Here is a 19,506-nt window from a genome sequence, read left to right as displayed (position 1 = left end):
TTCATGGAATGACCAATCCTAATAATCGAGCGAAGGCGACTGCTTGTTCTTCCGTAATGACTGCGCCCGGTAAAAATCGCGGATCGATTGTGATACCAGAGAGTTCCGTCTGCCGGAGATCAAGACCTTTTAATGGTGTTTCAATCCATTGGCTATCAGTAAGCCGGACCGCTTCGAGTTTCCAATGGGTCGGTTTCACTTCGAAGAACTGTGCTTCTTTCATCGTCGTTTCACTCCAATGCTGATGACGGACAGTACTACGAATGAACTGGGCATAGTCTGCGAGTCCTTCTTCGATCGTCAGATGATCAAGCGTACAATCTTCAAACTGAACACCCGTCATCCGGCATCCGACGAAAGACACGCGGTGAAAACGGGTTTCTTGGAAGTGACATCCTGTTAAGTCACATTGCTCGAAACGAATATCTTCGAACGAACCGCGGTCAAAGGTGAGGTTCGCGAACGAGACATTTTGAAAACATACTTGATAGGCATCGATACGCTCCGTCAGTTCGACAGGCATCGACTCCTTTTCATAACGTGCTCCTTTCAGATATGGATCGTCGATTTCGACTTGATCGAACGTCTCTGCTTGAAGCGTTTTCGGTAATTCTGGTAAACGGATAACGATCTCTTTCATAGAAATTCCCCCTTTTTCTCTCCTTTAGTGTATCAAACTCCTTTTGCATAAGGGTCAATCGTTCGAATTCCCTCTTTTTTCAACAGTTTTTTATTTTGAGACACTTTGAGACCATGCTATAGTCAAAGAAAATCAAAACAAGAACATATGTTCTTTTATGTAAAGGAGTGATTCAAATGTTTCCTTCCGTCGTTTTACCACAGAATAAACGTATTTTTTGTGTTGACAGTGTTTCCTTCTACGCCAGCTGTGAATGCCAGTATCGCAATCTCCCTCCCTTAACGACACGTCTTGCGGTCGTCTCCGATTTAAAACGAAGCGGATCCGTCATTCTCGCCGCTACTCCCGCCTTAAAAGCGCTTGGAATCAAGACAGCCGGTCGACTGTACGAAATCGAGCAATTACCCTACGCCATTCGTCGTACGATTCAACTCGTCGAACCGCGCATGCTCGCTTATATGAAAACGTCGATTCGTGTTTTAGATGTCCTGCATCAATTTGCCCCACCTGAAGCGATTCGTGTCTATTCGATTGACGAAAGTTTCATTGACATGACTGGAACCGATCGCCTGTTTGGTTCCGATCTGCAAGCTGCCAAAAAGATTCAAGAAGCGATTCTGAAGCAGACCGGCATTCACGTCCGCATCGGGATTGGTCCAAATAACGTCATCGCGAAACTGACGCTTGACTTAATCGGGAAAAAAGAAGGCATCGCACAATGTGGATACGCTGATGTCGCACGACGTCTCCATGATTTTCCGATTCGGAAGATGTGGGGAGTCGGACACCGCATGGAACAACATCTGCAGATGATGGGGATTGAAACGATTGGTGACCTTGCCATGCGCCCAGTCGAAGAGTTACATGAACGCTTCGGTGTCATCGGCGCCGAACTATGGCACCACGCTTGGGGTCTTGACGCGTCACCGACACTGCTTGCCCCTCGCCATTTGTTCGAGAAAGCCCCTCAACGGACGATTGGACACGGTGTGACCTTGATGCAGGACTATTATCAATTTGAACGTATCCGGAATGTGCTCAACGAACTCGTGCAGGATGTTGCGGCACGTTGCCGCTTTTCGAATCAAGTTGGTTGGACTGTTCATATCGGTGTCCGCTATTCTCGAAACGTCGTCCGAAGTGGCTTCTCGCGTCAAGTCCGGTTGCCTTATCCGACATCCGATGAGCGAATCATTCTGCGTCATGTCTTACAATTATTCGAACCGAATTGGCTTGACGGGGAACCCGTTCGTTTTTTATCTGTCGCAGTGGGACATCTAACTGCCGATCAAGGCACCTTACAGTTATCCTTGTTCGAGGATAATACGCGACTCTGGAAGCGGCGGCGGTTATTAAAAGCAATGGACATCGTTAACCTCCGCTACGGGAAAGGAACGATTCGTCTCGCTGTCTCGTTTCTCGATACGAGCGTCGCCAAACGGCGGCTTCGTTTCGTTGGCGGTCATCCAGGAGGTGATCTTCATGACAGCGTATCGTGATCGAGGGAATTTAAAGTGGATCCCTTTTCTCATGCCGGAGCACTTGCAATTGCTCCGGGAGTATTATGTCCAAATGCATCAGCTCGACTTGCCTGAAATCGATGAACAACTGCAAGAATCGTGGCACTTTCTACTTCAAGAGGCTTTAATAGAAGGAAACGAACTCGAAATCACGTATTATAAGGAAAGTAGCTACGTGACGGTCGTCGGTTTTGTTGAACGGCTAGAGCCTGAACGTTCTGTTCTCTTTCTGCGTGGTCGTGTTGCAGTAGAAATCTCCTTCACACGAATCGTTCGGATCGAAAACGGGTAAGCTTTCATACAGATAGCCGCTTCAAATCGTGCCCGGAAAGAAGGAATAGTCATGTTGGATTGGTTCACTTCCCTCCCCGTCGTCGTGCAAGCATTACTTGCCGGTATGATGACTTGGGGATTAACCGCACTTGGTGCGGCACTCGTTTTCGTCTTTACAACGATTGAAAAACGCGTCATGAACATGATGCTTGGTTTTGCAGCCGGTGTCATGATCGCCGCTTCATTCTGGTCTTTGCTCGCCCCAGCGATCGAATTCACGGAGCAGGACGGTGGCATCGCGTGGATTCCTGCTGCAATTGGATTCCTTGCGGGTGGATTTTTCGTCCGTCTCCTTGACTTCGTCACACCGCATTTGCACTTATCCGCACCACTTGAAACAGCTGAAGGTCCTTCAACAGGACTTAAGAAAACGACGTTGCTGTTTCTTGCGATCACGTTGCATAACATTCCGGAAGGTCTTGCGATCGGTGTCGCTTTTGGTGCCGCTGCCTTGAATATGGACGGAGCGACCGTCGCCGGGGCTTTGACACTCGCACTCGGGATTGGCATTCAAAACATGCCCGAAGGTGCTGCGTTATCGATTCCGTTACGCGGTGAAGGGATGTCGCGCCGGCGTGCCTTTCATTACGGTCAATTGTCAGCAATCGTTGAACCGATTGCCGCGATGGTCGGTGCGGCGGCTGTCTTCTTCGTTCAACCACTTCTACCATATGCGTTATCGTTTGCTGCTGGTGCGATGATTTTCGTCGTCGTCGAAGAATTGATTCCGGAATCACAAGCAGAGAACGGATCCGATTTAGCGACACTTGGTCTAATGGTCGGTTTCACGGTCATGATGATTCTCGATGTCGCTTTAGGTTGAGCTCAAAAGCAACGAGCAGTGGATTGAATCCTCCACTGCTCGTTTATCTATTCCCATTCAAATCATTATTCAATTTGAAGTTGTCCTGACCTTGTGTGATAAGCGGAGGATTTTATTCAAGATGCCGTCCTACACACAAACTTCGTCTTGAAGTTTGCGTTGCTGTCCTAAGTATTTCGTCTCTCTTGCTTTCTATGATCGAAGTGCGTCTTCACGGATCAGATTGGTCACGTTCCCTCAGACCTGCGCCCGATATTCCGATTGGTTCTATCTCACAAGAATAAAACATGATATGTTTTTACATAGCACATCATTATAGAAGGAGATTACCATGCATATCATTGAACTCTTGAAAGCTCTTTTACTCGGTTTCGTCGAAGGAATGACGGAATTCGCACCTGTCTCTTCAACAGGTCATATGATCATCGTTGATGACATGTGGTTACAAACAACCGAATTTCTCGGTAAATACTCAGCGAACACCTTTAAGGTCGTCATCCAGCTCGGATCAATCCTTGCGGTCATCGTCGTCTTTTGGAAACGTCTCTTCAGTTTGATTGGTCTGTATAAAATTGAAGGAGAACACGATGCGACAGGTACACACAAGTTAAAACTACGTCACGTTTTGATCGGTCTATTACCTGCTGCTATTCTCGGATTGTTATTCGAAGACTTCATCGATGAGAACCTCTTCTCGATTGAAACAGTCATCATCGGTCTTGCGGTCGGTGCCCTCTTGATGATTGCAGCCGACAAACTCGGACCAAAGGAACCGAAAACGACATCGCTTGATCAGATTACATATCGCCAAGCAGCATTCGTCGGTCTGTTCCAATGTATTTCCCTTTGGCCTGGCTTCTCCCGTTCTGGTTCAACGATTTCAGGAGGGGTCTTCCTCGGCATGAATCACCGGACGGCAGCTGACTTCACGTTCATCATGGCCGTACCGATCATGTTCGGTGCCAGTTTCCTCTCACTCGTTAAGAACTGGGATAACATTCATGCGAGTGATTTCGGTTTCTATGCCGTCGGATTTATCGCATCGTTCGTGTTTGCCCTCTTATCGATTCGTTTCTTCTTGAAGCTGATCAACAAGATCAAACTCGTCCCGTTCGCGATCTACCGTCTTGTCTTAGCAGCTGTTCTTGCTGTCATCGTCTACATGTAAATTCTAACCGTTAGCTATTTTAGCTGACGGTTTTTTATTTTTTTTGAAACTAATTCATTCGGTTAAGGGTATATAGGGATGAGACATACTTAAAGGAGTGAACGCCATATGGCACGCAGAAGTCGGAGTCGATCAAAACTCCCATTAATCATCGGAGTCGTTGTCGTCGTCGTGATTGCGTTTTTAGCAATCGGCCAATACAACAGCCTCGTCAATGTAGAAGAAGATGTATCGAATAAATGGTCGCAAGTCGATAACCAGATCAAGCGTCGTGCGGATTTAATTCCGAACCTCGTCGAAACGGTCAAAGGTGTCGCGGGTCAAGAAGAAAAAGTATACGGCAAAGTCGCTGAAGCTCAAGCTGGTCTTGCGCGCGCCGCGTCAACCGAACAACGGATTGAAGCCGATCAACAAGTCACGTCTTCGCTTCGTGGATTGATTGCTTTGCAAACCACTTATCCGGAACTAAAATCAAGCGAACGATTCCAATCATTGATGGATACGCTGGAAGGAACAGAAAATCGTCTCGGGATCGCCCGCAAGGATTACAACGATGCCGTGACGCTTTATAACAAAAAACGTCGGAGCTTCCCAACAGCACTCTATGCCTCTGCATTCGGATTTGAGAAAAAGCCGTATTACGAAATTTCAGACAGCGACCGAGAAAATCCGACTGTCGACTTTAACAGTGATTCGAAATGATTCGGCGGTGGACGCGACTTCTGTTGAGCGCGTTCCTCGTCTTCTTCCTCTTCTTTCCGACGGCTAGTGCCGTTTCAGAACGAACGGGAGCAGCCTTTTTCATTCAAGATGATGCTCAGTTGCTCACACCGTCGGAAGAAGCCGAACTCGCGCAACTCGGTCAGGAACTCGAACAGTACACGACGGCGCAAGTCGTGCTGAAGACGGTTCCCGATCTAAAAGGACAGGACTTAAGTTCTTACGCCAATGAAACATTCCGGCGACAAGGAATCGGTCAAAAAGGAAAAGACAATGGTGTACTCGTCGTCGTCGCTCCGAACGAAAAGAATCGCCAATTTCGGATCGAGGTCGGTTATAAACTCGAAGGGGTTCTGACCGATATCACGGCCGGTCGTATCCTCGATCAATACGCGGTTCCTTATAAAGAGAATGGTCAGTATGGAAAAGCAGCAAGCGAAACATACAAAGCTGTCGTCAGTGTCATTTCAAAAGATCAGTCGCTTGAGTCGCAAGACCCTCCGAAATCTCAAAATGATGGTGGGCTTCCGCTGTGGACGAAGATTCTGATCGGTGCCGGATTACTGATCTTATTGTTCCTCGATATGAAGTTCACTGGCGGTATGTTCTTCTTTGCAATTTTGAACATTTTTTCCGCAATCATGCGCGGTGGCGGTGGTGGAAACGGCGGTAGTCGTGGTGGTGGCGGAAGTTCCGGCGGCGGTGGTGCCGAACGTTAGAAAAGGAGTCGGTTTTCATGAGGATTATCTTAGGCTATTACATCCTCCTGACACTCATCGGATTTGGCTCGATGTGGCAGGATAAACGTCGAGCACGACAACATGCTTACCGGACACCGGAAACGACACTATTGACGATTGCTTTTCTCGGTGGTGCGCTTGGTTCTTGGATCGGTATGTATACAGTCCGGCACAAGACACGGAAAGCGAAATTTCAATGGTTGGTGCCACTTGCAGCTGTGTTGCATCTCGCTTTCTGGATATTTTACACTTCACAATGAAATCATGTGACCGATAGAGAAGAGAACGTACGGAAATGCATCCGTCGTTTCCTTCTCTTTTTTATATGAGGTCAATGATTATGAAAAATAGGTTTAATTTCTTTTTCTCTCAGGGTAAAGAGTTTAACTAATTTAATAAATACATCTTTTGATGTATCGAGAGGTGGACATCTTTTATGTGGCATCCTTGCGCCGAATGTACGACATCAATCCGTTTCGTCGAAGCTGGAGCACTCCATATCCAATCACCAACACCAGAAATCTATTCCTATCAATCGTTCGAACAACTCGAACAGTTACTAACATCGCTCTTGCGTGTAGCGGATTATTCGGTATCCTGTCGCGCCACACAATCGCGTTATGTGACAGCACCCATTCTAGCTTCAGCACTTCTAGAACAACTAAAGCATCGGTCAGCAATTGATTTTATCCAACACGGTGTCATGACGAGCCATTTGCAACCGATTTATGATATTCAACAAAATGTACTCGTTGCGAATGAAGCATTACTGCGAGCAGCAGATGACAACACTCCTATCTCACCAGGTGTCCTATTCTCAACAGCATCGAAGATGGGGCTTCATTCTCGGCTTGATCAACGGGCGCGCGAAGAAGCGATTCGCGCGACACATCATATCGGTGGCACAACAAAAACGTTCATCAACTTTCTCCCTTCGACGATCTATAATCCGGAGTACTGCCTGCGCCATACGTTTGAAATCGTTGAGCGTTATCAAGTTGATCCAAGTCGGCTTGTCTTCGAAGTCGTCGAAACGGAAAAAATTGAAGACGTCAACCATTTGAAACACGTCTTCGAACAGTATAAAAAGCAAGGCATTCAAGTGGCACTAGACGATGTCGGCGCTGGTTTCTCAACACTTGATATGTTGTCCTTGCTTCAACCGGATTATATTAAGATCGATCGTTCCTTCATCAATCACTGCGATACGAACTCAGAAAACGAAGCGTTCTTACGAAAAGCCCGTTATCTAACGCGAGAAATGGGGATTCAAATCTTAGCTGAAGGCATCGAACGTCAAGAAGAACTCGATTTTTGCCGCGAACTCGGCTTTGATCTTGGTCAAGGATACCTACTCGGTCGTCCCACTCCTTACGCTCATTTGGCGAAAGCACAATAAAAATACGCACATGGACCGTCTGATTCGGAACATGTGCGTATTTTTAGGTTAAGAAGTCGAAACGGAAACTGTCTCGTTCTGTGTGATGGCATCGACTAGTTGTTCTGCTGATACGATTGGACGCAACAGACGGCACAGCTCCTCTTTCGATGTTTGAAAAGCAAGTGCTTCGACAATGTTGAGCGAAACTCCGAAATCAGTGAGTGTCGTTGGCTGCTCTTGTGCAAGAAGGTAGTCACGCAACTCTATATAATCATCATCATGTCCGAGCAGCTTCTCTTGGACGAGTAACCCGTAACCGACCTTACTCCCATGTAAGAACGCATGAGTTTCTGGATAAGGAGACAATGCGTTATGTACCGCGTGTCCGATTGCACCGCGTGTCGCCGCATCACCAAAACCTCCAATGCTTCCGGCTAATGGAATGACGGTCTCGACGAGGTATTGGATTTCAGCTGGATATTCACGAAAACGTTTTTCTGTCACATTCGTCGACAAAATGAGATCCTTGCATCGCTCAGCTGTCCGGAGTGCCGTCTCGATGACGGGATCGCTTGCTGTAGACCCACTCAAGGCACGTGCTTCATACCATTTTGCTAGCGTATCGACGAGTCCGGCGACAAAATAATCATACGGACTCGTTGCGATGATACGATGATCGAGTAAAAGAGCTTCAATCACGACAGGAAACGTGTCAAATCGAATATACTGTCCCTGTTCGTTATACATGACACTGAGCGGAGTCCACGGGGCACAGTTCGAGACAATCGTCGGAATGACGATGACAGGACGTTGTAATTGAAACGCGACCTGTTTTGCCGTATCGATGACACTCCCACCACCGAGTGCGAGAATCACATCATACGGAGCACATACTTGTTTGAAGAATGCCACCTGTTGATCCGTACAATGTCCTTCAAATAAAAAGCGGGGAACATCCGGTAAAGCAAAAGCAGCTGCTTCGTAGGCTTGACGTCCATGAATCAAGACTGCCGAACGGTTACCTATTATTTCTTCGAGTTGATCGAGTGCGTGTTCCTCATGTATGTATTGTAAAACAGCTTGTCGAATCACAGAATCGCCTCCTAATATTTGTTATCGCTCAGTATACGCAAAAGAACGCGCTTCGGCAATCATTCGATTTTTATAGGAGGAGCGCGTACACTAGACAAGAAAAGAATTTACTATAAAGGAGTCGATGAATCGATGCAACAGATCACGTTAAATAACGGTATCAGCATGCCCCAACTCGGATATGGTGTTTTTAAAGTACCGGAAGAAGAAGTATATGAAGCGGTCAGCGAAGCGCTTCGCGCCGGGTATCGCTCAATCGATACGGCGATGATTTATGAGAACGAAGAAGGCGTCGGTCGTGCTCTGCGTGACTCGGGTATTCCCCGGGAAGAGATCTTTCTGACGACGAAAGTCTGGAATTCCGATCATGGCTACGAAGAGACACTTGCCGCTTTTGAGACGAGTCTGCAAAAGCTCGGCGTTGATTATGTTGATTTGTATCTGATTCATTGGCCAATGCCTAAAGAAGATCGCTATGTCGAGACATGGCGAGCGCTCGAGCATCTCTATGCAGAAGGGAAGACGCGTGCCATCGGTGTCTCGAACTTCCATATTCCTCACTTGGAACGAATTTTAGCCGAAGGATCGGTTGTTCCTGCCGTCAATCAGATTGAACTCCATCCGTTTCTTAGCCAAGAAGCGATTCGAGACTTTTGCCGCAAGCAAGGTATCGTCGTCGAAGCATGGAGTCCGTTGATGAAAGGACGCGATGCGTTGACGCATCCGGTCATCGTCGATATCGCCGACCGTCATCAGAAAACACCTGCTCAAGTCGTTCTCCGTTGGCACTTGCAACATGACATCGTCGCGATTCCGAAATCCGTCACACCAAGCCGGATTCGCGAAAATCTCGATGTCTTCGACTTCAGCTTGTCAGACACTGATATGCAAGCGATTGATCAATTGAACGCTAATGTGCGTACAGGATCAAATCCGGATGATAAATAAAACGAGACGATTCTCGTTTTATCTCCATACAAAAAGAAGGTACTTTTCAGATTTTATCCGAAAGGTACCTTCTTCGATTATGACCCTGACGTGTGATTCCATTCTATTATTTTAGCGGTCTAAATTATTTCCATGGTCTTGCTTGGCAATGTCATTCGATTGATGTTTGGATTGACGATGTTCTTCACCGTCTTGCGTTGCATCCTGTTCTTTTTCCTCGTATTCTGTTTCTGGACGCCGGAAATCATCATCCCGACGCATCGCAATATTCGGTTCTCGGTTTCCATCGAGCTTTTTCGAATGATCGATTGCTTGCTCGTCTTGCGGCATCTTATCGGTACCTGCGCGATGCAAATCAATCTCCGCGTGCTCTTCCTTTGAATCCTTATCAACGTCAAGCGAATTACCTGAGCCAAGCTGTGCGTTAGAATTAGCGTCTGATGACGTATGCGTTTCTTCTCCACTACCATAACGGACTTTTACATCAGGGTGTGTGTTGTCTGTATTTAAATGTGGATCGAACTGGATGTCTTGGACTTCAAGTAACAGAACGAAGCCCCCACCTTCAACTTCCGTTTTTCGTTGTTCGATTTCATTATCTGATAGATCAAGTGACTCGAACAGATCATCGACTTCTTGATCACGACCTTTGTTCCCACGAATCCGGTCCATCCAAGAGGGTTTTGTTGTCGCGATTTCTGCGTCCATCTGGCTACGGACGAGTGCGATATTCGACTTCTCCTTGACGATCACGTAAAAGTCTTCTTCCCGATGTCCTTGAATGTGTAGTTCGTCCATTTTTGAGATCAATTCGTCTTCTGAATAGAACGTTCCGATATATTGTTTCGTTTTCATGGATGTTCTCCCCTTATTAACACGATTTGTCATGCGTGGCTTCTATAAGGAGTATTTCCTCTTTTGCATTAAAATATGCCAAAAAATATGCGTTCCGTTAAAACGTCATCTGTTTGACATGTAAACGGTCATTCGCCGACAAGTTTTAAACCGATCGTCGCACTTAAGACAAGACCGATACAGACGAGCCGTTTCCAGTCTTTTGATTCGTTATAAAGCACCATGCTGAGAATCGCTCCGCCCGCTGCTCCAATTCCTGTCCAGACCGCGTACGCTGTTCCCATCGGTAAGCCATTCATTGCAAGCGTCAAGAATAGAAAACTGAGTCCGAACCCTGTTCCCATCAACAGTAGATTCTTCGCATTCTTATTTTGATTAAATGTATTGATCAAGACGACACCAAACATCTCAAAGATTCCGGCAATGACTAAATACACCCAACTCATGCTGATTTCTCCTCTCCACTGACTAATTTTAGACCGATGACGCCAACGAGTAAGACAGCGATCAATGCTAATTTCATCACGGAAGCCGCTTGATCGAACAACACGATGTCCGTCAAGACCGTCCCTGCCGTCCCGAGACCAACGAAGACAGCATAGACCGTTCCGACCGGTAAATGGTTACTTGCTTTAATCAATACGGTGAAGCTAACGATGATACAGATGACTGTCGCTCCCCATTCGAATGGTGTTGCCGCATGTTTTAACCCGATGACCCAACCGACTTCAAAACACGCTGCGATAATGATCCCGATCCAATACTTTGCCATAGTAATTGCCTCCTAATAGATGATTTCAAATGAAAAAGCCCGGGAGCAAGCGAGACGATTCGCTTTACTCCCGGGCTTTTATCCCTCCGTTGCATGGACAAACGTCCATGTTCCTCCCTCGGTCCAGCCGTACGGAACCCTAGAGGATACTGCCTATTTCATTCGATACGTCCACCCTAGCACGCCCTTTTTCCCGTGTCAAACAGGAATTCGTCTTCGATTTGTCTAATAGAATTAAAGTGACTTCATCTGAAAGAGGAGGATGCTGCATGCGTTATAAAATCAATGACCAACTTCGGATTCGTCGTTTTACACCGGAAGATGTAGAAGCGGTCCACGCCTATGCGTCACAACCCATCGTCAGCCAATTTCAGTCGTGGGGACCGAATTCCGAGACCGATACGAAACAATTCCTGCACGATGCACTAGAAAGTGAACTCGAGACACCAAGACGTCGTTATGTCTTTGCCGTGACGTTTCCAAGTGACGTCGTCATCGGTGCCGGTGAACTCGTCATTACAGACGTGGAACATAAAATCGCCGAAATCGGATATGTCCTCTCACCCGATGAATGGGGAAATGGGTACGCGACGTCAATTGCCTCTTTCCTTCTTCAATTCGGTTTTGAAAAACTAGAATTACACCGAATCACAGCGACATGTGATCCACGGAACGTCGCTTCTGAACGTGTCTTACAAAAAGTCGGTATGACAAAGGAAGGACAGCTTCGCGAGACGGTCTATTTAGAAGACCACTGGCGCGACTCTTTAATTTACGGCATGCTCGACTGGGAATGGCAAGTCGATCATGAGGACGATGACTAAAATATGACTTCAAATGGTGTGCTTCGGCATACCGTTTTTTTATGCCCAATCTCCTATTTTTTTGATTTTCATCAATTTTTAAACAAGCGCATGCTACACTATTCCTAATGACAAATTTTAAGAATTGGAGTGAACCTCTTGATGAAAAAATGGACTGCTCATGTTGCTGGACTCGCTGCAACATTGATGTTGAGCTCGGTTCTACCCGCACCTGCTTTCGCTGAATCGCCACCTGCTCAACCGACGGCAGAAGTACAAACAGTCACAGAAACGACAGGAAAGGCTTATTTGAAAGAGAATACCGCATTGCTACAAACAGCTGACTCTACCGCTGTCATCCAACAACTACCAGCAGGAATGACATTCAAGACGCTCGATACGGACGGTGACTTCACTCGTGTCAGTTGGCAAGAAGGAATTGCTTATGTCGCAACAAGTGCGTTAACGCAAACAGCGCCTGTCTTCCAAAAACAAGCAACGTTGACTTCGAAAAGTCCACTCTCATTAGTCGCTTCACCTTTTGACTCCACCGTCGTGACGACACTTCCCGCTTATCAGCGAATCGATACATACGGCACTTTTGACACGTTCACACGCCTGAAATGGAAAGAGCAATACGTCTACGTACCTACGACACAACTCGAGCAACTTCCGAAATTGGTTGGAACACAGTACGTCAAACGAGCAACTTCCCTTTTCGTTGAGCCGAAGACGACGAGTACGAAGACAGCCATCGTTCAAAATCAATCATTCGAGACATTCGGTACGGTGGGTACCTTTACGCGCGTGGCGACTGAAACAGGTTATGCCTTCGTATTGACGACTGATTTAGCAGATGCGCCGGTCGAAAATTATCCGGAAACAGGACTGCGTTATGTTAAACGAACAACTTCACTTTTCGTTGAGCCAAAGACGACGAGTACAAAGACAGCCGTCACTCAAAATCAAGCATTCGAGACATTCGGTACGGTGGGTACCTTTACGCGCGTGGCGACTGAAACAGGTTATGCCTTCGTATTGACGACTGATTTAGCAGATGCGCCGGTCGTGAACCATCCGGAAACAGGGCTACGTTACGTCCAACAGCAGACGACGGTCTATGCTACTGCGACTACGAAAGGAAAAGTCGTACAATCGCTTCCTGTGAATACTTCGCTTCAGACGTACGGCATCGAGGGTTCATTTACACGAATCAAACGAAACGACGATTACGCCTATGTGTTGACGGCACATCTTGGGACACTAAAGTACTATCCGAAGACCGCACGCCTCTATGTTCAGCGCGCTACACCCATCTATTCGGATGCCAAATCTTCAAGTCCTATCTTAAAGCAACATCAAACGAATACTTTACTGACCGTTTACGGGACGAACGGTTCCTATAGTCGAATCATCTTCCGCGGGATTCATGCTTACGTCAAGACAGCTGATCTCGGTACTGGAAAAGTCTATGCATCAACCGGGACACGATACGCGAAACGCAACCTGTCTGTTTATACGTCGGCTTCGACGAGCAGTAAAACAGTCTATACTGTTAAACGGGCTGATCAATTGACGATTTACGGAACGAGCGGTAGTTATACACGCTTGAAAAAAGGATCGATCTACGGTTACGTCAAGACGACGGATCTCGTGACAAAAAAGCCGGATCTGTATAATGTCTCTGGTCAACGTTACGTGACAGAAGACGACGTCGTCATCCGGTCGCAGGCAAAACTGTCGGGTAAAAAAATCGGTACATTAAAAAAAGGTGCCTCGATCTCGATCTACGGAAAAAGCGGTTATTATACACGTGTCAAATACAAAAATACCTTTGGTTTCGTCGATTCGAGTCGTATCGGACTGAACAAACCGATGGCAAAAGCAAAAAAAGGGACGACGTTTTATGTTCATCTAGATCAAACTCCCCTCTTCTCTGCCGACGTCGCTTACAGTCGTCCGGCCGCTTATTTGAAGAAAGGGACGAAATTAGTCGGTTTGAAATCGATTGATGATGACTTTTGGCAAGTCCGCTTAGTCAGTGGTCAAACCGGTTATGTCCTCAACCCTTATATCAGCACGAGTAAACCCGATATGAGCCTGGCACAAAAAGCGATCGACCGGGCGAAAATCTATACCGTCAAACAGACGACATCCTTTTTCGCAAGTCCGACGAGCCCAAAAGGCAGCGGACTTGTTGAACAAGGCAAACGCGTCTATCCGCGTCACCGGGTCGGAAATTTCTATGTCATCCAATCAGGTTGGACACCTGTCTATCTTCCGGTATCCGCCGTGACGATCACGTCGGATAAACGAGTCGTCAAAAAGAATAATACGCGTGGTGAAAAGCTGATCCAAGCAGCCGTCCAGCATATCGGAACACCCTACACATGGGGTTCGCAAGATGCCGTAAACGGTGGCTTCGACTGTTCCGGACTGATTCACTATGCGACGAACCAAGCTGGAAAATACGGTGGTCGGACGAACGTTCGTGGCTACTGGTATGGTGCGTTCTTCACGAATCGCCGGACGAGCATCTCAAGTGGTAAACGCTCAGATATCGTCTTCTTCCAGAACACCTATACAGACGGTCCATCGCATATTGGAATCATGCTTGATAACGAACACTTCATCCATGCGGGTGGTTCACAGCTGCAAATCAATTCAATCTATGAACCGCGTTGGCAGGAGCATTTCCTCGGCTTTAAATCGATGTAATAAAAAAGACGAATCCGTCGGTTTCGACGGGTTCGTCTCTTCTTATCGCAACACGTCAGAATGTCATCTCGACGTATTTCGCCACTTGTCGGTCCATCAAGTATAATTCGATCTGTTCACGGTAGGCTTTATAGTGGTCGGATGCGATATGCGCTTCAAGCGCTTCTTCGTCCCGATACACTTCATACAACATGAATTGATGCTCATCCTCGATCGATTGGTGCAAGGAATAACGTAAGCATCCTTCTTCTTTTTGTGAAGCATGATAAACCGTTTGTAAAATCGGGAAGACTTGATCCGCAAGTCCAGCTTTGATTGTAAGTACAGCATTGACGACGATTTCTCCCATGTTACATTATCCCCTTTCGTGATTACCTGTATCTGTACCCATTTTCGCGAAAAGACACACGTTAAAGGAGCTTGAACATGCAAACTCAACTTTTTGAAGCACTCGAACAATTCGAACCGACGATGATCGCGTTACGTCGCGATTTTCATCGACACCCGGAACTCTCTTTCCAGGAAGTCCGCACACCAGAACGGATTGCCGCCTTTTACGCAGAACAGGGCATTCCTCATCAAACAGCCGTCGGAGGTCGTGGTGTCGTCGCGACGATCGAAGGCAAACAGCCTGGTCCGACGATTGCTGTCCGTGCCGATTTTGATGCTTTACCGCTTCAGGAAGAGACGACGCTTGCCTTCCGGTCGATTCATCCCGGGGTCATGCATGCTTGTGGACACGATGGTCATACGGCGATCGTGATGGCCCTTGCTGCTACGCTCTATCCGTTACGCGATCAATTGCAAGGAACGATTCGGATCATCCACCAGCATGGAGAAGAGGTCTTCCCCGGTGGAGCAATCCAAATGATCGAAGCCGGCGTCCTCGAAGGGGTCGATGCAATTTTCGCGACACATCTCGAAAATGATTTACCGGTTGGCACGATCGGATTCCGGGAAGGACATACATTGTGTGCGATCGACGAATTCGAAATCATCGTCCATGGTCAAGGTGGGCATGCCCAGGCACCGCATAAAACAAAAGATGCTCTCGTCGCTGGAGCGCAACTCGTCTGCAACTTACAACATCTCGTTAGTCGACGGGTCGATCCGTTTGAGCCGGCTGTTCTCGCAATCGGTTCTTTCCATGCAGGAACAGCACCAAATATCGTTACGGGTGAGGCACGCATTGTCGGGGAAATCCGAACGTTCAATGAGACACTTCGGCATCAGCTCCGGCAAGAAGTCGATCTTGTCGCTAAGACGACGTGTGCCGGCATCGGTGCTTCGTATTCGATTGACTTCACGACTGGTTACCCGGCGCTCTGGAATCACCCGGATGAGACAAAACTCGTTCAGGAAGCTGCTGCTTTCTTACCGGAAGCATCCGTCCGGGCACTCACACCAATGATGGCGGCGGACGACTTCGCACATTACTTAACACACGTCCCGGGTAGTTATTTCTTTACCGGCTCTGGCTATACGGACGGTCGCGTCAACTATCCGCAGCACCATCCACAGTACGAGATCAATGAACAAGCGTTGTTGATCGGTGCGAAGACACTTGGGGCAACCGTTTTACGTGCCTTAAATTCTAAGGATTGACTTTATTTCTTTGTGAATGGTATCATCACAACAATGATAACGAATGACATCAACTTCATATACCCTTATCAAGAGTGGACCGAGAGATCTGGATCGATGACGTCCCAGCAACCTGCGCATAGCAAGGTGCTACGACCAGCAAAGCGAAAGCTTTGGTTGATAAAAAGCGGCGACTCCTTTTGCAACCAAGCGAAGGAGTCGTTTTCGTTTTCTCGCTGTCAGACATACAATGGGGATTTCCCACGGAGAGGAAGAGACAGATGGAAAAAGCAACATTTGCAGGTGGATGTTTTTGGTGCATGGTGACACCATTTGAAGAATTACCAGGAATCGAGGGAATCGTATCAGGTTACATGGGCGGACACGTCGATAACCCGACATACGAGCAAGTCAAAACAGGAACGACGGGACACCTCGAGGTCGTCCAAATCACGTTTGATCCGAGCCTGTTCCCGTACGAGCGTTTACTTGAACTCTACTGGCCCCAAACGGATCCGACGGATGCAGAAGGTCAATTCCAAGATCGCGGTACGCAGTACGCGCCAGCAATCTTCTATCATACGGATGCGCAGCATGAAGCTGCGATTACTTCTCGTGACGCTCTTGCTGCAAGCAACCGTTTCAAACAGCCAATCGTGACGCGGATTGATGCCGCTTCTGAATTTTATCCAGCGGAAGAGTACCATCAAGACTTCCATAAGAAAAATCCAGAACACTATAAAAAAGATCGTGCTGCTTCTGGTCGCGATGCTTTCATCGAGCAGGAATGGAAAGATACGACGACGGTCTAATCACCTCGAACCATATACAGTAGCTGAAACTGATTTCAAACATCTCGTTCTTCCCCTACTTTCAGTAAAAAGTGGAGGATGATCGAGATGTCATGGAATCAGTTTTTTTATGTAAACAAATGATGTCTTCTTTACCAACACCCTTACATAAATTTGTAATCGTTTACAAACGAAGTCTTTTGTTTTACGGTTAATAAAAATTAACCGGTTAAAAAGGAGATGATTGTATGGAACAAAAAGCGATTCACATATTAGAGAGCTATGAACAGTTAAAAGTGATCAGTGATCCGTTACGAACAAAAATCCTCATGTTTCTCGTCGAAAAACCACACACGGTACATCAGTTAGCTCACTTGCTGACGTTATCCCGCGCGAAGGTCCTCTATCACGTACGGGAACTTGAAAAGCATGACTTGATTCACCTCGTCCGGACGGAAGAACAGGGCGGCAATCTATTGAAATACTATCAAGCGATTGCCCGAGGATACATTCCTGCCGATCATCTACTGAACTTCGTCGAGACAAATGAAGCGACCCGGCAGTCGTATCTTGAGGTACTAGACCGGGCAAAGACACGCGTTCTTACGGCTCCGACAGCTACTTTTTCTCCTTCATCTTCGAACGTCGAGGACTGGATGAGCTTATCACTTCAAAAGGAACTGACGATGTCTCAAGCCGACTTTCAACGCTTTGCTACAAAATATCGTGCTCTATTGGACGAGTTCACACGGTCCCCTTCACTAGACGAAGAAGATAAAAAACACTTCTATATCATGACGACTGCCTTTGCAATTGATGAACCACTATTTGAGAATGACGACGTCTAAACCGGAGGTGCCACATGCTGCCTATTGAAATGGATACGCAACAATCGCTGTTTAAAAATCGATCTTTTTTATTTTTATGGGGGTCCGGTATGTGCTCTGCCCTCTCCCTATCAACCTATCTGTTTGTTGAACAATGGTATGTCATCCATACGCTAAACCAGGCGTCATATCTTGGATTCGTCCTCATGGCCACCTTGTTACCCCGTATTTTTCTCATGTTATTCGGTGGCGTCTTATCCGATCGCTATAAACGTTCGACGATCATGCGCATCTCGAGCGCTTTACGAATCAGTTTCATTCTCTGTCTTCTCGCATTACTTCATACCGATCAGCTTACATTGCTGACGATTTTAGGATTCGCCTTTCTATTCGGTAGTGTGGATGCATTCTTTTCGCCGGCGAATGCTTCCTTACTTCCTACACTCGTTCCGAAAGAACAACTCACTAAAGCCAATTCACTGATTCAGACATCTAATCAAATCGCCCTCTTTTCAGGTCCGATTCTTGGTGGAGTCATTCTCAGCTATTCTTCTTACTCGCACGTCTTTCTCGTGATTTTCGGGACACTCTGTCTGACGCTCCTTTTCACGTATGGTATTCGTGAATCTAAGATCAAGCGATCGCTTCAGCATTCAGCTCTCTTTGAACTAAAAGAAGGGCTACATTACGTCTTTAACCTTCAGCAACTCAAGCAGACACTTTTTCTTGTCATCTGTGTCAATTTCTTTTTCTTTGGACCACTCTTACTCGGAATCCCCTTACTCGTTCATGATGTGCTCCAAGGAGATGCGATGGATTTAAGTTATATGCAAGGGGCTTATCAAATGGGAATGCTCGGAGGGGCGCTCTGGAGTGGTTTTGCGCAGACGAAAGCAAATGGGCTTACCTCATCGGTCCGATTAATTGGCGCCTTAGGTTTGCTTTTCTTCCTGCTTAGTCAAGCCCAGCAGATTTTGTTGTACCTGATCATCCTGTTATCGCTTGGTGTCCTTTCTTCCATCATCAATATTCGCTTCATTACGTTCATCCAGTCTCAGTGTGCGGAACAGACGATGGGACGTGTCATGAGTGTTGTCAATGCATCGTCCAACGGTCTCGTTCCATTATCTTACGCCCTCCTCTCGTTTCTATTGTCGTTTCACGTTTCGATCACGACGATTATGTTGTACTGTGGTCTTCTTATTTTTGTCCTATCACTCTATTTCAGAAAACGCATGATACAAATAGAAGATTAGTCAAAAAAGACAGTGGATTGGAACTCCACTGTCTCCGTTCTGTATTCAATTATTATGAAACACGTTCTACTTGATCCTTTGCCTGTTGTTCCGGTGCCACGACTTGATACCGTTTCAAGACGAAGATGCCACACACCATGACAGCGAGACCGATGAGCTGACCAAACGATAAGTCGATTTGCGGCAAACCGAACCAACCGAACGTATCAACAGCGAGGGCAAAGCTCAACTGCGAAATCAACACGACAGAAATCGCGACGGACGGACCAAGCAATTGAATCCCGCGCATGACACAAAAGACGACACCGACACCCACGAGTCCACCGAACCAGTAGAGTGGTGACACGTTTTGAATCTGCCCGATCGTTCCACCATGAAACAGGACATACGTGATGCTTGCTCCGATGAATCCGACGAAGAAAACCAGCGTCGTCGTCGCCCATGCGCCGAATGCATCACTCATCCGAGCATTCAATACCGTCTGCAAACTGATTAACATTCCAGCCAATACGGCACACACAATGCCTATTATCAT

The 19,506-nt window shown here is 46.9% G+C and carries 22 protein-coding genes and 1 riboswitch; of the genes, 15 read left to right on the top strand and 7 right to left on the bottom strand.

Annotated elements, in window-relative coordinates; translation table 11 throughout:
* Window position 1 precedes the first annotated feature (1 nt).
* The gene (locus tag ACN9MT_RS02270) at window positions 2-640 is read right to left on the bottom strand and encodes a pentapeptide repeat-containing protein (RefSeq protein ID WP_035410976.1); all 639 of its coding nucleotides are present in this window, start codon (window positions 638-640) and stop codon (window positions 2-4) included.
* Between the two features lie 176 nt (window positions 641-816).
* On the opposite strand from ACN9MT_RS02270, the gene ACN9MT_RS02265 reads away from it, so the two are divergent.
* The 8 genes from ACN9MT_RS02265 to ACN9MT_RS02230 all read left to right on the top strand — a co-directional run bounded on the left by ACN9MT_RS02265 (window position 817) and on the right by ACN9MT_RS02230 (window position 7,343).
* Window positions 817-2,139, top strand: a complete 1,323-nt coding sequence (locus ACN9MT_RS02265) for a DNA polymerase thumb domain-containing protein (RefSeq protein ID WP_035410978.1) — start codon at window positions 817-819, stop codon at window positions 2,137-2,139.
* Window positions 2,123-2,452, top strand: coding sequence for a YolD-like family protein (locus tag ACN9MT_RS02260; RefSeq protein ID WP_056063735.1), 330 nt, complete (start codon window positions 2,123-2,125; stop codon window positions 2,450-2,452). Before ACN9MT_RS02265 ends, ACN9MT_RS02260 begins: the two co-directional genes overlap by 17 nt.
* 51 nt (window positions 2,453-2,503) lie before the next feature.
* Window positions 2,504-3,316, top strand: a complete 813-nt coding sequence (locus tag ACN9MT_RS02255; RefSeq protein WP_023467025.1) for a ZIP family metal transporter — start codon at window positions 2,504-2,506, stop codon at window positions 3,314-3,316.
* Between the two features lie 331 nt (window positions 3,317-3,647).
* The gene (locus tag ACN9MT_RS02250; RefSeq protein WP_035410984.1) at window positions 3,648-4,484 is read left to right on the top strand and encodes an undecaprenyl-diphosphate phosphatase; all 837 of its coding nucleotides are present in this window, start codon (window positions 3,648-3,650) and stop codon (window positions 4,482-4,484) included.
* 108 nt (window positions 4,485-4,592) lie between these two features.
* Window positions 4,593-5,186 carry a LemA family protein gene (locus ACN9MT_RS02245; protein WP_029340715.1) on the top strand — a complete coding sequence of 198 codons (594 nt, stop codon included), beginning with the start codon at window positions 4,593-4,595 and terminating at the stop codon, window positions 5,184-5,186.
* Window positions 5,183-5,923: a TPM domain-containing protein gene (locus ACN9MT_RS02240; protein ID WP_426272707.1), complete on the top strand. Its 741-nt coding sequence runs from the start codon at window positions 5,183-5,185 to the stop codon at window positions 5,921-5,923. The genes ACN9MT_RS02245 and ACN9MT_RS02240 overlap by 4 nt, the downstream gene beginning before the upstream one ends.
* A 17-nt stretch (window positions 5,924-5,940) precedes the next feature.
* Window positions 5,941-6,204 carry a DUF1294 domain-containing protein gene (locus ACN9MT_RS02235; RefSeq protein ID WP_426272706.1) on the top strand — a complete coding sequence of 88 codons (264 nt, stop codon included), beginning with the start codon at window positions 5,941-5,943 and terminating at the stop codon, window positions 6,202-6,204.
* A gap of 176 nt (window positions 6,205-6,380) precedes the next feature.
* Window positions 6,381-7,343, top strand: coding sequence for an EAL domain-containing protein (locus ACN9MT_RS02230; protein WP_035410992.1), 963 nt, complete (start codon window positions 6,381-6,383; stop codon window positions 7,341-7,343).
* Between the two features lie 48 nt (window positions 7,344-7,391).
* On the opposite strand, the gene ACN9MT_RS02225 is transcribed toward ACN9MT_RS02230, so the two are convergent.
* Complete coding sequence (locus tag ACN9MT_RS02225; protein ID WP_035410994.1) at window positions 7,392-8,417, bottom strand: iron-containing alcohol dehydrogenase family protein; 1,026 nt, start codon at window positions 8,415-8,417, stop codon at window positions 7,392-7,394.
* 132 nt (window positions 8,418-8,549) lie between these two features.
* Here ACN9MT_RS02225 and ACN9MT_RS02220 point away from each other — a divergent pair, with 132 nt between their 5' ends.
* Entirely contained in the window at window positions 8,550-9,365 is an 816-nt protein-coding gene (locus tag ACN9MT_RS02220) for an aldo/keto reductase (protein WP_056063749.1), read from the top strand.
* Between the two features lie 111 nt (window positions 9,366-9,476).
* Here ACN9MT_RS02220 and ACN9MT_RS02215 read toward each other — a convergent pair whose 3' ends face one another.
* The 3 genes from ACN9MT_RS02215 to ACN9MT_RS02205 all read right to left on the bottom strand — a co-directional run bounded on the left by ACN9MT_RS02215 (window position 9,477) and on the right by ACN9MT_RS02205 (window position 10,992).
* Window positions 9,477-10,220: a general stress protein gene (locus tag ACN9MT_RS02215; RefSeq protein ID WP_056063752.1), complete on the bottom strand. Its 744-nt coding sequence runs from the start codon at window positions 10,218-10,220 to the stop codon at window positions 9,477-9,479.
* Window positions 10,221-10,348: 128 nt separating this feature from the next.
* Complete coding sequence (locus tag ACN9MT_RS02210; RefSeq protein ID WP_035411003.1) at window positions 10,349-10,666, bottom strand: DMT family transporter; 318 nt, start codon at window positions 10,664-10,666, stop codon at window positions 10,349-10,351.
* A complete protein-coding gene (locus tag ACN9MT_RS02205; RefSeq protein WP_035411006.1) occupies window positions 10,663-10,992 on the bottom strand; it encodes a DMT family transporter in 330 nt (109 codons plus the stop codon). The genes ACN9MT_RS02210 and ACN9MT_RS02205 overlap by 4 nt, the downstream gene beginning before the upstream one ends.
* A 269-nt stretch (window positions 10,993-11,261) precedes the next feature.
* Here ACN9MT_RS02205 and ACN9MT_RS02200 point away from each other — a divergent pair, with 269 nt between their 5' ends.
* Both ACN9MT_RS02200 and ACN9MT_RS02195 read left to right on the top strand, forming a co-directional pair.
* A complete protein-coding gene (locus tag ACN9MT_RS02200; RefSeq protein WP_035411009.1) occupies window positions 11,262-11,816 on the top strand; it encodes a GNAT family N-acetyltransferase in 555 nt (184 codons plus the stop codon).
* 141 nt (window positions 11,817-11,957) lie between these two features.
* On the top strand, window positions 11,958-14,513 hold the full coding sequence (locus tag ACN9MT_RS02195; RefSeq protein ID WP_426272705.1) for an SH3 domain-containing protein: 2,556 nt from the start codon (window positions 11,958-11,960) through the stop codon (window positions 14,511-14,513).
* Window positions 14,514-14,568: 55 nt separating this feature from the next.
* Here ACN9MT_RS02195 and ACN9MT_RS02190 read toward each other — a convergent pair whose 3' ends face one another.
* Entirely contained in the window at window positions 14,569-14,862 is a 294-nt protein-coding gene (locus ACN9MT_RS02190; RefSeq protein WP_035411012.1) for a putative quinol monooxygenase, read from the bottom strand.
* A gap of 77 nt (window positions 14,863-14,939) precedes the next feature.
* Here ACN9MT_RS02190 and ACN9MT_RS02185 point away from each other — a divergent pair, with 77 nt between their 5' ends.
* The 4 genes from ACN9MT_RS02185 (at window position 14,940) to ACN9MT_RS02170 (ending at window position 18,971) form a co-directional block, all read left to right on the top strand.
* Window positions 14,940-16,118: a M20 metallopeptidase family protein gene (locus tag ACN9MT_RS02185; RefSeq protein WP_035411015.1), complete on the top strand. Its 1,179-nt coding sequence runs from the start codon at window positions 14,940-14,942 to the stop codon at window positions 16,116-16,118.
* A 62-nt stretch (window positions 16,119-16,180) separates the two neighbouring features.
* Window positions 16,181-16,284: riboswitch (SAM riboswitch) on the top strand.
* 94 nt (window positions 16,285-16,378) lie between these two features.
* Complete coding sequence (msrA, locus tag ACN9MT_RS02180; RefSeq protein WP_056063762.1) at window positions 16,379-16,909, top strand: peptide-methionine (S)-S-oxide reductase MsrA; 531 nt, start codon at window positions 16,379-16,381, stop codon at window positions 16,907-16,909.
* A 227-nt stretch (window positions 16,910-17,136) separates the two neighbouring features.
* Complete coding sequence (locus tag ACN9MT_RS02175; RefSeq protein ID WP_426272704.1) at window positions 17,137-17,736, top strand: ArsR family transcriptional regulator; 600 nt, start codon at window positions 17,137-17,139, stop codon at window positions 17,734-17,736.
* Window positions 17,737-17,750: 14 nt separating this feature from the next.
* Entirely contained in the window at window positions 17,751-18,971 is a 1,221-nt protein-coding gene (locus ACN9MT_RS02170) for an MFS transporter (protein ID WP_426272703.1), read from the top strand.
* 52 nt (window positions 18,972-19,023) lie between these two features.
* Here the strand turns inward: ACN9MT_RS02170 and ACN9MT_RS02165 are convergent, their stop codons facing one another.
* Window positions 19,024-19,506 (bottom strand): DMT family transporter, encoded by a 483-nt coding sequence (locus ACN9MT_RS02165; RefSeq protein WP_308102140.1) that lies wholly within the window; start codon window positions 19,504-19,506, stop codon window positions 19,024-19,026.

This window comes from Exiguobacterium sp. R-17 (assembly GCF_049913315.1).
Taxonomy (GTDB): Bacteria; Bacillota; Bacilli; order Exiguobacteriales; family Exiguobacteriaceae; genus Exiguobacterium_A.
Note: the sequence above shows the minus strand (reverse complement) of the source record. Positions and strands in the feature narration are given on the sequence as shown.

Coding starts and splice junctions, on each gene's coding strand:
- ACN9MT_RS02270 (WP_035410976.1), bottom strand. CDS start 640: ATGAAAGAGATCGTTATCCGTTTACCAGAATTACCGAAAACGCTTCAA.
- ACN9MT_RS02265 (WP_035410978.1), top strand. CDS start 817: ATGTTTCCTTCCGTCGTTTTACCACAGAATAAACGTATTTTTTGTGTT.
- ACN9MT_RS02260 (WP_056063735.1), top strand. CDS start 2,123: ATGACAGCGTATCGTGATCGAGGGAATTTAAAGTGGATCCCTTTTCTC.
- ACN9MT_RS02255 (WP_023467025.1), top strand. CDS start 2,504: ATGTTGGATTGGTTCACTTCCCTCCCCGTCGTCGTGCAAGCATTACTT.
- ACN9MT_RS02250 (WP_035410984.1), top strand. CDS start 3,648: ATGCATATCATTGAACTCTTGAAAGCTCTTTTACTCGGTTTCGTCGAA.
- ACN9MT_RS02245 (WP_029340715.1), top strand. CDS start 4,593: ATGGCACGCAGAAGTCGGAGTCGATCAAAACTCCCATTAATCATCGGA.
- ACN9MT_RS02240 (WP_426272707.1), top strand. CDS start 5,183: ATGATTCGGCGGTGGACGCGACTTCTGTTGAGCGCGTTCCTCGTCTTC.
- ACN9MT_RS02235 (WP_426272706.1), top strand. CDS start 5,941: ATGAGGATTATCTTAGGCTATTACATCCTCCTGACACTCATCGGATTT.
- ACN9MT_RS02230 (WP_035410992.1), top strand. CDS start 6,381: ATGTGGCATCCTTGCGCCGAATGTACGACATCAATCCGTTTCGTCGAA.
- ACN9MT_RS02220 (WP_056063749.1), top strand. CDS start 8,550: ATGCAACAGATCACGTTAAATAACGGTATCAGCATGCCCCAACTCGGA.
- ACN9MT_RS02215 (WP_056063752.1), bottom strand. CDS start 10,220: ATGAAAACGAAACAATATATCGGAACGTTCTATTCAGAAGACGAATTG.
- ACN9MT_RS02210 (WP_035411003.1), bottom strand. CDS start 10,666: ATGAGTTGGGTGTATTTAGTCATTGCCGGAATCTTTGAGATGTTTGGT.
- ACN9MT_RS02205 (WP_035411006.1), bottom strand. CDS start 10,992: ATGGCAAAGTATTGGATCGGGATCATTATCGCAGCGTGTTTTGAAGTC.
- ACN9MT_RS02200 (WP_035411009.1), top strand. CDS start 11,262: ATGCGTTATAAAATCAATGACCAACTTCGGATTCGTCGTTTTACACCG.
- ACN9MT_RS02195 (WP_426272705.1), top strand. CDS start 11,958: ATGAAAAAATGGACTGCTCATGTTGCTGGACTCGCTGCAACATTGATG.
- ACN9MT_RS02190 (WP_035411012.1), bottom strand. CDS start 14,862: ATGGGAGAAATCGTCGTCAATGCTGTACTTACAATCAAAGCTGGACTT.
- ACN9MT_RS02185 (WP_035411015.1), top strand. CDS start 14,940: ATGCAAACTCAACTTTTTGAAGCACTCGAACAATTCGAACCGACGATG.
- msrA (WP_056063762.1), top strand. CDS start 16,379: ATGGAAAAAGCAACATTTGCAGGTGGATGTTTTTGGTGCATGGTGACA.
- ACN9MT_RS02175 (WP_426272704.1), top strand. CDS start 17,137: ATGGAACAAAAAGCGATTCACATATTAGAGAGCTATGAACAGTTAAAA.
- ACN9MT_RS02170 (WP_426272703.1), top strand. CDS start 17,751: ATGCTGCCTATTGAAATGGATACGCAACAATCGCTGTTTAAAAATCGA.
- ACN9MT_RS02165 (WP_308102140.1), bottom strand. CDS start 19,506: ATGATAATAGGCATTGTGTGTGCCGTATTGGCTGGAATGTTAATCAGT.